Origin of the sequence: Pseudomonas sp. HMSC08G10, assembly GCF_001808425.1 — a bacterium.
GTDB classification, from domain to species: domain Bacteria; phylum Pseudomonadota; class Gammaproteobacteria; order Pseudomonadales; family Pseudomonadaceae; genus Aquipseudomonas; species Aquipseudomonas guariconensis.
This window is the reverse complement of record NZ_KV793298.1, coordinates 420,518-432,617: the sequence shown is the minus strand read 5'-3', so window position 1 is coordinate 432,617 and position 12,100 is coordinate 420,518. Positions and strand designations below refer to the sequence as shown.

The window sequence follows — 12,100 nt, the reverse complement described above, 5'->3', positions numbered from 1 at the left end:
TTTATCAACCTACAGCGATAGGGTTGGTTTGCGACTGGCCAGCAACCTCTGGCCACGCGCCGACCGGGGAATCCGGCTCGTGTGTTCCATCGGCTTTGGGAAGACTCCAGTGATAAAAAAAATCCTGATCGCCAACCGGGGTGAAATCGCAGTTCGGATCGTGCGTGCCTGCGCCGAGATGGGCATTCGCTCTGTGGCGATCTATTCCGACGCCGACCGTCATGCCTTGCACGTCAAGCGCGCCGACGAGGCCTACAGCATCGGAGCCGAGCCCCTGGCCGGCTATCTGAACCCGCGCAAGCTGGTCAACCTTGCCGTGGAAACCGGCTGTGATGCCTTGCATCCAGGTTACGGTTTCCTGTCGGAAAACGCCGAGCTCGCGGAAATCTGCGCAGAGCGTGGCATCAAGTTCATCGGCCCTGCCGCCGACGTCATTCGCCGCATGGGCGACAAGACTGAAGCGCGCCGCACCATGATCCAGGCCGGTGTACCGGTAACGCCCGGTACCGAAGGCAACGTCGCCGACATCCACGAAGCCCTGGCCGAAGGTGATCGCATCGGTTACCCGGTCATGCTCAAGGCCACCTCGGGTGGTGGCGGTCGTGGCATCCGTCGTTGCAACAGCCGCGAAGAGCTCGAGCAAGCTTTCCCCCGCGTGATCTCCGAGGCCACCAAGGCCTTCGGCTCGGCGGAAGTGTTCCTGGAAAAATGCATCGTCAACCCCAAGCACATCGAGGCGCAGATCCTGGGTGACAGCTTCGGCAACGTGGTGCATCTGTTCGAGCGCGATTGCTCGATCCAGCGCCGCAACCAGAAGCTCATCGAGATCGCCCCCAGCCCTCAGCTGACCCCGGAACAGCGCGCCTACATCGGCGACCTGGCGGTTCGCGCGGCCAAGGCCGTGAATTACGAGAACGCCGGTACCGTGGAGTTCCTGCTCGCCGATGGCGAGGTGTACTTCATGGAAATGAACACTCGCGTGCAGGTGGAACACACCATCACCGAAGAAATCACCGGCATCGACATCGTGCGCGAGCAAATCCGCATCGCCTCGGGCCTGCCGCTGTCGGTCAAGCAGGAAGACATCCAGCACCGTGGCTACGCGTTGCAGTTTCGCATCAACGCCGAAGACCCGAAGAACAACTTCCTGCCCAGCTTCGGCAAGATCACCCGTTATTACGCGCCCGGTGGCCCAGGTGTGCGTACCGACACCGCGATCTACACCGGCTACACCATTCCGCCGTTCTATGACTCCATGTGCCTGAAACTGGTGGTCTGGGCATTGACCTGGGAAGAAGCCATGGACCGTGGCCTGCGGGCCCTGGACGACATGCGTGTGCAAGGCGTGAAGACCACCGCCGCGTATTACCAGGAGATCCTGCGCAATCCGGAATTCCGTAGCGGCCAGTTCAACACTAGCTTCGTGGAAAGCCACCCGGAACTGACCAATTACTCGATCAAGCGCAAACCCGAAGAGCTGGCCCTGGCCATCGCCGCCGCCATTGCTGCACACGCAGGCCTGTGAGGAACCGAATAATGTCCAAGAAAATCTTTGTCACCGACACAATCCTGCGCGACGCCCACCAGTCCCTGCTGGCCACCCGCATGCGCACCGAAGACATGCTGCCGATCTGCGACAAGCTCGACAAGGTGGGCTACTGGTCCCTGGAAGTCTGGGGTGGCGCGACCTTCGATGCCTGCGTGCGCTTCCTCAAGGAAGACCCGTGGGAGCGTCTGCGCAAGCTGCGCGCCGCTCTGCCCAACACCCGCCTGCAGATGCTGCTGCGTGGCCAGAACCTGCTGGGCTACCGCCACTACAGCGACGATGTGGTCAAGGCCTTCGTCGCCAAGGCTGCGGTCAATGGCATCGACGTGTTCCGCATCTTCGACGCCATGAACGACGTGCGTAACCTGCGTGTGGCCATCGAAGCGGTCAAGGCTGCCGGCAAGCACGCCCAGGGCACCATCGCCTACACCACCAGCCCCGTGCACACCATCGACGCCTTCGTCGCCCAGGCCAAGCAGATGGAAGCCATGGGCTGCGACTCGGTCGCGATCAAGGACATGGCCGGCCTGCTGACCCCATACGCCACCGGCGAGCTGGTCAAGGCGCTCAAAGCTGAGCAATCGCTGCCGGTGTTCATCCACTCCCACGATACCGCTGGCCTGGCCGCCATGTGCCAGCTCAAGGCCGTGGAAAACGGTGCCGACCACATCGATACCGCGATCTCCAGCTTCGCCTGGGGCACCAGCCACCCAGGGACAGAGTCGATGGTCGCCGCGCTCAAGGGCACCGAGTTCGATACCGGCCTGGATCTGGAACTGCTGCAGGAAATCGGTCTGTACTTCTATGCCGTGCGCAAGAAGTACCACCAGTTCGAGAGCGAGTTCACCGCCGTGGACACCCGCGTGCAGGTCAACCAGGTGCCAGGCGGCATGATTTCCAACCTGGCCAACCAGCTCAAGGAGCAAGGCGCCCTGAGCCGCATGAACGAAGTGCTGGCGGAGATCCCACGCGTACGTGAAGACCTCGGCTTCCCGCCGCTGGTGACGCCGACCTCGCAGATCGTCGGCACCCAGGCCTTCTTCAACGTGCTGGCCGGCGAGCGCTACAAGACCATCACCAACGAGGTGAAGCTTTACCTGCAAGGCGGCTATGGCAAGGCGCCGGGTGTGGTCAACGAACAACTGCGTCGCCAGGCGATCGGCAGCGAAGAAGTGATCGACGTGCGCCCGGCTGACCTGCTCAAGCCGGAGATGGCCAAGCTGCGTGCCGATATCGGCAACCTGGCTCGCTGCGAGGAAGACGTGCTGACCTACGCGATGTTCCCGGACATCGGTCGCAAGTTCCTCGAGGAGCGTGAAGCCGGCACCCTGACTCCAGAAGCCCTGCTGCCGATTCCGGAAGCCGGTGCCGTGGCAGGCCCGGGCGGCGAAGGTGTACCAACCGAGTTCGTCATCGACGTGCACGGCGAGACTTACCGCGTCGATATCACCGGCGTGGGCGTCAAGGCCGAAGGCAAGCGTCACTTCTACCTGTCCATCGACGGCATGCCGGAAGAGGTGGTGTTCGAGCCGCTCAACGAGTTCGTCAGCGGCGGTGGCAGCAAGCGCAAGCAGGCCACTGGCCCGGGTCACGTGAGCACCACCATGCCGGGCAACATCGTCGATGTGCTGGTCAAGGAAGGTGACACCGTCAAGGCCGGCCAACCGGTGCTGATCACTGAAGCCATGAAGATGGAGACCGAAGTCCAGGCCCCGATTGCCGGCAAGGTCACCGCCATCCACGTGGCCAAGGGCGATCGCGTCACGCCGGGCGAGATCCTGATCGAGATCGAAGGCTGATCCAAGCCTTCGACTGCAAGCGGTTTACCTCATGGGGAGCGATATGCTCCCCTTTTTTTGTGCCGAATTTGTCGGTCTCTTTCACCAGCAGGCCCGCTCCCAGAGGGATAACGTATCCCCGTGGGAGTGGGTGTACCGCCGGCATTCTCAGCCTTTACGGCAGGCCTCCAAGGTCTTCACTTGCCCCTCGGGCTGCTGGTTCTCTGCGCTCAACCAGCGCTCGAAGCCTGCCGCCACGCTTGGCCACTCATCATCGGTGATCGAGTACCAGGCCGTGTCCCGGTTGTGATCCTTGACCACCATGTGCTTGCGGAACACCCCTTCGAAGACAAAGCCGAAGCGCTCGGCGGCGCGTTTGGAGCGGGCATTGGCGTTGTTGCACTTCCACTCTAGGCGCCGGTTGCCCAAGGCAAAGCCGAGCTGGCTCAGCAAGTAGACGGCCTCAGTGCCGCGAGGGGTGCGCTGCATGGCGGCGCCGAAGGCGATGTGGCCGATTTCGAAGCGGCCCTGTTCGGGGACGATCGACATGTAGCTCAGGATGCCCTGGGCCTGGCCGGTGGCGCGGTCAATGACGCTGTAGAACAGCGGGTCGCGACTGGCGGCGTTGCCTTCGAGCCAGCGGTCGAAGCTCGCGCGCTCATTGAAGGGCCCGTAGGGCAAGTAGTCCCACAGCACTGGGTCCGAGCCAGGGCCCTGCAACACGTCCCAAAGGTCATTGCCGTGGCGGGCCGGGTCGAGTTTTTCCAGGCGGACGAAGCGTCCTTCGAGAGGCTCGGCGTTGGGCGTTGCCGCGGGTTTCCAGTTCAGTGCTTCTGTCATGGGCCTACAAGCCTTTACGAAATTGAATGAAGCCCGGCCGCTCTGCGACTTGCTCGTACAGGCGGATGGCGGTGGCGTTGGTCTCGTGGGTGAGCCAGTGCACCTTGATGCAGCCGGCTGCCTTGGCGGTTGCGTAGACATGCTCGATCAGCTGGCGACCAATGCCCAGGCCGCGCTGGTCGGCGTTGACGTACAAGTCTTGCAGGTAGCACGAATTCTCGATGCTCCAGTTGGAGCGATGATAGATCCAGTTGACCATCCCCACGGCTTTGCCATCGACCCAGGCCAACGCTGAATAGGTGGGCTCGTTCTCATCGAGCAAACGCTGCCAGGTGCTGGCGCTGACCTCATCGGACAATTCGGTTTCGTAGAAGCGCAGATAGGCGTGCCAGAGGGCGAGCCAGGCGGCATGGTCGTTGGCGCTCACTGGGCGCAGGGTAACGCTGGGCATGGTCTTTTCCTTCAGAGTTGGCGCATCTGCGCTGCGAGTTGGTTGTCCAGGTAATCGGAACTGCTGCCCAGACCGTCACGTACGCCGGCGATGTCTTGCGCCGAGCGGTTCTGGCTGAGCTTGCGCGCGCCTTGCAGGCGGGCGATGGGCATGCGCAGGCCGACGATGGCGCGCAGCATGCCGTCGATGTAATCGCTGGGTGCGTCGCTCACCTTCCAGGGTTCGGCGCGGTCTTGTTCGTGCCGATCGCTCAGGCGGCTGACGATCTCCAGCAGGCGAGGGGCGTCGTGGATCACTTGCACCGCGCCATAGGCGTGCACGGCCAGATAATTCCAGGTGGGCACGACCCTGGGGTTTTCGGCCTTGCTCGGGTAGTAGCTCGGGCTGACATAGGCATCTGCGCCTGGGAAAACCAGCAACGCTTCGCCGCCTTGCTCCAGGTCCCGCCATTGAGGGTTGGCCCGGGCCAGGTGAGCATAGACAGTGCCGTACTCGCCTTGAGCTGTATCGAGCAGCACGGGTAGATGGGTCGCGAGCAAGCCGTTTTCGCCGTGGCTGACCAGAACGGCGAGGCGGGTGTCGCACATTTGCTGGTGCAGGCGTGCGAGGTCATGTTCTTGGTGGGGCTTGGCGTTGTACATGCGAGATTCCTTGTCCAATGGCTTCATCCTAGGCAGGCTATTGGTACTCTGTAAGAGCCAATACAGCCTGTTTTTATAGGTCCAATGCCATGAACGAATGTCCTCTCGCGCTGCCCTTCGACCCCACGGGTATCGTGCTCGACCGCCGGCGCGGGCTCAGTCAGCAGCTGTACCAGGCATTGCGGGCGCGGGTGCTGGATGGACGCCTGGGCAGTGGCACGCGTTTGCCCGCCACCCGCGACCTGGCGGCCATGTTGTCGCTCTCGCGCAACAGTGTGGTGCGGGCCTACGACCAGCTGTATGCCGAGGGTTACATTGAAAGTCGGGTTGGCGATGGGACTTATGTGAGCCAGCTGCCCAAACTATCCACACAGGTATCCACAGGGTTATCCCTGGGGTTATCAACAGACTTATCCACATTTTTGCCTTCTGGTACTGAAGATTTATCCAGTTCAGGGCGCTCCAGCGAGCCTTTGCAGCGTCTTAAAAACAACCATCTTCCACCACCCAAGGCTGGTGCGCCGAGGGCTTTTCGCGTCGGTGTGCCGGCGTTCGATTTGTTTCCCTTTGAGGTCTGGGCCAGGCTGCAAGCGGGTTTCTGGCGAAATCCCGATCCTTCATCGCTCGGCTATGGCGACCCGGCGGGTGAACCGCAACTGCGCGAACTCATCGCCGCCTACCTGCGACGCTCACGTGGGCTGTCGTGTGGCGCTGAACAAATTGTGATCACCAGTGGTGCCCAGCAGGCTATCAGCCTTTGTGCACAGTTGCTGTTGCAGCCAGGCGATGGAGTGGCTGTGGAAAACCCTGGGTACCGGGCGGCCGGCCACACTTTTGCGTTGGCAGGGGCGACAGTCAGGGGCGTGCCGGTGGACGATGAAGGCCTGGATTGTGCGCAGCTGGCGCAACTTCCAGATTGCCGGATGGCCTATGTGACCCCGGCGCACCAGTACCCCACTGGCGTCACCATGAGCCTGGCCCGGCGCCTGTCATTGCTGGATTGGGCCCAGCGTCAGGATGGCTGGATCATCGAGGACGACTACGACGGGGAGTATCGCTACAGCGGTGCGCCACTGGCGCCCTTGGCCTCCTTGGACCGGCAGGGACGGGTGCTGTACGTAGGCACGTTCGGCAAGATCGCCTTTCCGGCCCTGCGCCTGGGCTATCTGGTGCTGCCTCGACCGTTGGTGGAGGCATTCAGTCAGGGGCGGGCGTTGGCGGTGCGCCATTCGGAGGTCGGCACCCAGTGCGTAATGGCGCAATTCATGGCCCAGGGGCACTTTCAACGGCATATCCGGCGCATGCGCAAGGCGGCGCTGGCGCGTAGAAACGTGCTGAAAGCCGGGTGGCCGGAGGATGTGCCAGGGCTGGGCGCCATGCCGGAAGTGGCGGCTGGGCTGCATGTGAAAGTGGCTGTGGATAACCTTGCCCGTGAGCAAGAGTTGGTGGCCAGAGCAGAGGCGGTGGGGGTGGAGGTCAACCCGCTGAGCAGTTACTGGCGCGAAGACGGCAATGTCCCTGTGGATAAGCGCGCCGGACTGGTGCTGGGGTTCGCGGCGGTGCCTGAAGCGCAGATTGCGGATGCAGTGATGCGATTGCGCAGGGCGTGGCGACCTGTTCGCGGATGAACCCGTTCTCACAGACACAGCGCTGTACTTACAGGCAGCGCTGTACCTGTGGAAGCGGGTTCAACCGCGAAGCATCCAACTCAAGTCCCGGACTTGATGCGTGTCCAGGCCCGGGTGCGCGCCCGTTCGGCCTCGCGTGGCAGTGGCTTGAGGGTATACAGCTTGGCCATCGCTTCGGCGGTCGGGTACAGGTTGGGGTTGTTGCGGATCGCCGGGCTGACTTTGTCGGTGGCGTCCTTGTTGGGGTTGGGGTAGCCAACGAAGTCACTGATCGGCGCGATCACTTCAGGGCGCAACAGGTAGTTGATGAACGTGTGTGCATCCTCAGGATTGGCGGCATTCTTGGGAATCGCCAGCATGTCGAACCAGATCGGTGCACCTTCCTTGGGCAGGCGCATGTCCACCACCACGCCATTCTTGGCGTCGCGCGCGCGGTTGGCAGCCTGGGAGAAGCTACCCGAATACCCCACCGCCACGCAGATATCGCCGTTGGCGATGTCAGCCATGTACTTCGAGGAATGGAAGTAGGTGATGTGCGGGCGGATCTTCAGCATCAGCTCTTCGGCTTTCTTGTAGTCGGCCGGCTTCTCGCTATTGGGTGGCAGCCCCAGGTATTGCAGCGCCAAGGGCAGGATCTCCGACGGTGAGTCGAGCAGGGCGACGCCGCACTGCTTGAGCTTGGCGATGTTCTCTTCCTTGAAGATCAGATCCCAGCTGTCCACAGGCGCCTTGTCGCCGAGTACCGCCTTGACCTTGTCCGGGTTGAAGCCGATCAGCACGGTGCCATACATGTACGGCACGGCGAACTTGTTGCCCGGATCGTTGGCCTCGATCAGCTTCATCAGCGCCGGATCCAGGTGCTGCCAGTTGGGGAGCTTGGATCGGTCCAGAGGCTGGAACACACCGGCTTCGATCTGCTTGGCGAGGAACACGTTGGACGGCACCACCACGTCGTAGCCGGAGTTGCCGGTGAGCAGCTTGGCTTCCAGGGCTTCGTTGGTGTCGAAGATGTCGTAGATCAGCTTGACGCCGCTGTCCTTCTGGAAGTCCGTCAAGGTCTGCGGCGTGATGTAGTCGAACCAGTTGTACACGCGCAGGGTGCGCTGTTCGGCCTGGGCCTGAAGGGCTCCGGTGAACAGAGTGGCAGCGATGAACGGGGCGAGCAGACGCTTGAGTCGGACCATTACCGGGCTCCTGGCTGGGCATGCTGGAAGCCTTCCAGCACGTTGACTGCGTTGATACCGATTTCTTCCACAGCGTAGCCACCTTCCATCACGAACAAGGTCGGCTTGCCGAGCTGGCCGATACGCTTGCCCATCTCCAGGTAGTCTGGGCTGTCCAGCTTGAACTGGGAGATCGGATCGTCCTTGAAGGTATCCACGCCTAGGGACACCACCACCACGTCCGGCGCGTAGGCGGCGATACGCTGGCAGGCGTCCTCCAGGGCAGCGCTCCAGGCGGCCCAGTCACTGCCGGCGGGCAGCGGGTAATTGATATTGCAACCTTCGCCTGCACCTTCGCCGGTTTCGTCGGCATAGCCGAGGAAGAACGGAAACTCGTCCTGCGGGTCGCCGTGGATCGAGGCGAAGAACACATCGCCGCGCTGGTAGAAGATGTCCTGGGTGCCATTGCCGTGGTGGTAGTCGACATCAAGGATGGCGACCTTGCGGTGGCCTTGGTCAAGGAAGGCCTGGGCTGCGATGGCGGCGTTGTTGAGGTAGCAGTAGCCCCCCATCACTTCGGCCGCGGCATGGTGCCCTGGTGGACGGCACAGGGCGAATGCCGAATGGGCGCCTTGTTGGATCGCCGCCTGGGCAGTGAGGGCAACCTGGGCTGCGCTGTAGGCAGCTTGCCAGGTACCGGCAGTGATCGGCGCGCCGGCATCGAAGCTGTAGTAGCCAAGCTCACCATGCAGGCCAGTCGGTTTGACCTTACGCAGGGTGCGGGCTGGCCAGGTGAAGGGCAGCAGGTCACCTTCCTGGCCCATCTGCGCCCAGCGCGCCCAGGCCCCTTCGAAGAAATCCAGGTAGTCGGCGCCATGCACTCGCAGCAAGGGCGCGCGGCCGAAATCACGCGGTCCTTCGACAGGACCCAGGTTGCGCTTCTTGACCTGCTCCAGGACGTGGTCGGCGCGCGAAGGCATCTCGAAGCAGGGCATCAGCTTGCCGTCGATCAGCTCGCAGCGGCCGTGGTGCAGGCGGTGATCATCAGAATAGATCGTCAGCATTTTTATTCTCCGGGTTTACTGGCGTGGCCTCATTGTGTGAGTCGGCGCGCGGGGGGAGAACGTTGCAAACGGCCAAAAGGGGATCGATGTGGCCAAAGACAGTGTCCGGTGTGGGGGCTTGTTCGCGGTTAAATCCGCTCACACAGGCCTCCTGCTGATTTTGAATTCAGCGCACTACCGCTGGGAGCGGGTTTACCCGCGAAAAGGCCGGCACCGATCAGCCGCGAAAATGACTGGGCGCCACGCCGCTCCAGCGCTGGAAGGCATGGCGAAAGCTCGCAGTCTCGCTGAAGCCGAGCGTCTCGGCGATACGGTAGATCGGCATCTGGTCCTCGGCCAGCAACTGCTTGGCCCGCTCGAAGCGCAGCTCATCGAGCAACTGCTGGTAGCTGCAGCCCAGGGCTTGCAGGTGCCGACGCAGGGTGCGCGAGGAGCAGTTCATCTGGCGCGCCAGGCCTTCGAGCCCGGGGGCGGCATCGAGCTGGTTGATCAGCAGTTGGCGGATGCGCCCCAGCCACGCCTGGCGCCCCGTGAACTCCAGGTTCAGCTGGCGGCAACGCTCGGCCATGGCCTTATGGGTAATGGGATCGGCCAGGGGCAGGGGCATGTCCAGCCAGCGGCGCTCGAAGGCAAAGGCATTGTCATTGGCCTCGAAGCCCAGGGGGCACGGGAACGCATCGGCATAGAGCGCGTGATAGTCCGGTCGTGGATGCTCGAAGCGCGCCGCGAGCAGCGGCAGGGGGCGCCCCAGCAGGTCGTCGCAGATGACTTTCAGCGACACCAAGCAGAATTCGGCATTGAAGGCCGCCAGCGCAGGGCTGTCCTGATAATCGCTGGCACTGAACCAGATCCGCTGGCCGTCGTCCTCCAGGCGCAGGTGAAAGGCTGTGCCCAGCAGCGCGGGATAGCGCAGCGCCAAGCGCAGGGCGTCACCCAAAGTGGCACTGGAGAGCAGGGCGTAACCGAGCATCCCGTAGCATGACACATGCATGCGCCGGCCCAGTTCCAGACCGATCTCCTCGCGCAGGGCTACGGCATTGGCGCATACCTGCAGTTCTTGCTGGGTGGTGATGCGGGCATCGGCATGGCCCAGGTCCGCCGCGCCGATGCCGCTGCCGCAAAGCAGCCGCTCGGCATCGCAGCCTTCTTCCTGGAAGACCTTGAGAATCAGCGAAACTGCGTTGAGGGTGGTCAGGTGGCTGTGCAGCATGCTCGGTATCCCGTGGGGCTGGGAGGCATTATGGAGCAAGTTGTGTGCCGGACGGCTACGTGGCGCTGTTTTGCAGCCCATCACGGCCCTTGTACCGCGCGCATAAAAAAAGGGCCCGTAGCGTGCGCTCGGGCCCTTGAAAGGTTGAGAGGTGTCTAGTCCCTCGACCTGGTGAGACGTTTTACAGCGGCCTGGTTACGCCTTCAGCGGAACCAGACGTGGAGCGATCATGTTTTCCGGACGCAGGATGTCGTCGAGCATCGCGTCGTCCAGCAGCTTCTCTTCACGCACCAGTTCCAGAACACCGCGGCCGGTTTCCAGGGCGACGCGGGCGATACGGGTGGCGTTTTCGTAGCCGATGTACGGGTTCAGGGCGGTGACCAGGCCGATCGAGTGCTCGACCAGTTCACGGCAGCGCTGTTCGTTGGCGGTGATGCCGACGATGCAGTGCTCGCGCAGCATGTCCATGGCGCGCTGGAGCAGACGGATGGAGTCGAAGATCTTGTAGGCGATCAGCGGTTCCATGACGTTCAGCTGCAGCTGGCCACCTTCGGCGGCGACGGTCAGGGCCAGGTCGTTGCCCATGATGGCGAAGGCCACCTGGTTGACGGCCTCCGGAATAACCGGGTTGACCTTGCCTGGCATGATCGAGCTGCCTGGCTGGCGCGCCGGCAGGTTGATCTCGTTGATGCCGGTGCGCGGGCCGCTGGACAGCAGGCGCAGGTCGTTACAGATTTTCGACAGCTTGACCGCGGTGCGCTTGAGCATGCCGGAGAACAGTACGAAGGCGCCCATGTCGGAGGTGGCTTCGATCAGGTCGGCAGCCGGGACCAGCGGCTGGCCGCTGATGGTCGCCAGGCGCTGCACGGCCAGGGCCTGGTAGCCAGGGTCGGCGTTGATGCCGGTGCCGATGGCGGTACCGCCCAGGTTGATTTCGGTCAGCAGCTCCGGAGCCAGCGAGCGCAGGCGCTGCAGATCTTCGGTCATGGTAGTGGCGAAGGCGCGGAATTCCTGGCCAAGGGTCATCGGCACGGCGTCCTGCAGCTGGGTACGGCCCATCTTCAGTACGTGGTCGAATTCCTTGCCTTTGGCCGCGAAGGCCTGGATCAGGCTGTCGAGGCTGGCCAGCAGGGCGTCATGACCCAGCAGCAGACCCAGGCGGATCGCGGTCGGGTAGGCGTCGTTGGTCGACTGCGCCATGTTCACATCGTTGTTCGGGTGCAGGTACTGGTACTCACCCTTCTGGTGGCCCATGACCTCCAGCGCGACGTTGGCGATGACTTCGTTGGCGTTCATGTTGGTGGAGGTACCTGCACCACCTTGGATCATGTCCACAACGAACTGGTCGTGGAACTCACCGCGGATCAGGCGGGCGCAGGCCTCGCTGATGGCGGCGTGCTTGGCATCGCTCAGGTGGCCCAGCTCACGGTTGGCGTCGGCAGCGGCCTGCTTGACCATGGCCAGGGCCACGACCAGCTTCGGGTAGTGCGACAGCGGAACACCGGAGAGGTGGAAGTTGTTGGCAGCGCGCAGAGTCTGGATGCCGTAGTAGGCATCGGCAGGGACTTCAAGGGTACCAAGCAGGTCTTTTTCGACGCGGAACGATGCAGCGGAGGACATGACGGATATCATCTCGATTTAAACCCGGCACCTGCCGGAATGCCGCCAATCCTAGGCCTGCCCGGATTTTGCGGCCAATGCTGTTGCACGCTAACCTATGCACAAACGGCATACCGATTCATGTGACGCCAATTGACAAACGAGCGTGTTCCATTTTGG

Annotated in this window: 10 protein-coding genes; 3 read left to right on the top strand and 7 right to left on the bottom strand. The window is 62.6% G+C overall.

The features are described 5' to 3' along the window. Window positions 1–109 precede the first annotated feature (109 nt). A complete protein-coding gene (locus tag HMPREF3173_RS08040; RefSeq protein ID WP_070093419.1) occupies window positions 110–1,525 on the top strand; it encodes an acetyl-CoA carboxylase biotin carboxylase subunit in 1,416 nt (471 codons plus the stop codon). Window positions 1,526–1,536: 11 nt separating this feature from the next. Further along, window positions 1,537–3,345: a sodium-extruding oxaloacetate decarboxylase subunit alpha gene (gene oadA, locus HMPREF3173_RS08035; protein WP_070572209.1), complete on the top strand. Its 1,809-nt coding sequence runs from the start codon at window positions 1,537–1,539 to the stop codon at window positions 3,343–3,345. 147 nt (window positions 3,346–3,492) lie between these two features. Here oadA and HMPREF3173_RS08030 read toward each other — a convergent pair whose 3' ends face one another. From HMPREF3173_RS08030 to HMPREF3173_RS08020, 3 genes are read right to left on the bottom strand one after another with little or no spacing between them, the layout of a single operon-like run. Next, window positions 3,493–4,164, bottom strand: a complete 672-nt coding sequence (locus HMPREF3173_RS08030) for a GNAT family N-acetyltransferase (protein ID WP_070572206.1) — start codon at window positions 4,162–4,164, stop codon at window positions 3,493–3,495. Window positions 4,165–4,168: 4 nt separating this feature from the next. Next, window positions 4,169–4,615 carry a GNAT family N-acetyltransferase gene (locus tag HMPREF3173_RS08025; protein ID WP_070572203.1) on the bottom strand — a complete coding sequence of 149 codons (447 nt, stop codon included), beginning with the start codon at window positions 4,613–4,615 and terminating at the stop codon, window positions 4,169–4,171. Between the two features lie 11 nt (window positions 4,616–4,626). Further along, complete coding sequence (locus tag HMPREF3173_RS08020; RefSeq protein ID WP_070572200.1) at window positions 4,627–5,256, bottom strand: FMN-binding negative transcriptional regulator; 630 nt, start codon at window positions 5,254–5,256, stop codon at window positions 4,627–4,629. An 89-nt stretch (window positions 5,257–5,345) separates the two neighbouring features. Here HMPREF3173_RS08020 and HMPREF3173_RS08015 point away from each other — a divergent pair, with 89 nt between their 5' ends. After that, the gene (locus HMPREF3173_RS08015) at window positions 5,346–6,884 is read left to right on the top strand and encodes a MocR-like pyridoxine biosynthesis transcription factor PdxR (RefSeq protein ID WP_070572197.1); all 1,539 of its coding nucleotides are present in this window, start codon (window positions 5,346–5,348) and stop codon (window positions 6,882–6,884) included. Window positions 6,885–6,964: 80 nt separating this feature from the next. Here the strand turns inward: HMPREF3173_RS08015 and HMPREF3173_RS08010 are convergent, their stop codons facing one another. The 4 genes from HMPREF3173_RS08010 to aspA form a co-directional block, all read right to left on the bottom strand. Continuing rightward, window positions 6,965–8,068 (bottom strand): polyamine ABC transporter substrate-binding protein, encoded by a 1,104-nt coding sequence (locus HMPREF3173_RS08010; protein ID WP_070572194.1) that lies wholly within the window; start codon window positions 8,066–8,068, stop codon window positions 6,965–6,967. After that, window positions 8,068–9,111: a histone deacetylase family protein gene (locus HMPREF3173_RS08005; RefSeq protein WP_070572191.1), complete on the bottom strand. Its 1,044-nt coding sequence runs from the start codon at window positions 9,109–9,111 to the stop codon at window positions 8,068–8,070. The genes HMPREF3173_RS08010 and HMPREF3173_RS08005 overlap by 1 nt, the downstream gene beginning before the upstream one ends. Window positions 9,112–9,328: 217 nt before the next feature. Next, a complete protein-coding gene (locus HMPREF3173_RS08000) occupies window positions 9,329–10,321 on the bottom strand; it encodes an AraC family transcriptional regulator (protein WP_070572188.1) in 993 nt (330 codons plus the stop codon). 195 nt (window positions 10,322–10,516) lie between these two features. Beyond that, the gene (aspA, locus tag HMPREF3173_RS07995; protein WP_043209948.1) at window positions 10,517–11,941 is read right to left on the bottom strand and encodes an aspartate ammonia-lyase; all 1,425 of its coding nucleotides are present in this window, start codon (window positions 11,939–11,941) and stop codon (window positions 10,517–10,519) included. Window positions 11,942–12,100: the final 159 nt, after the last annotated feature.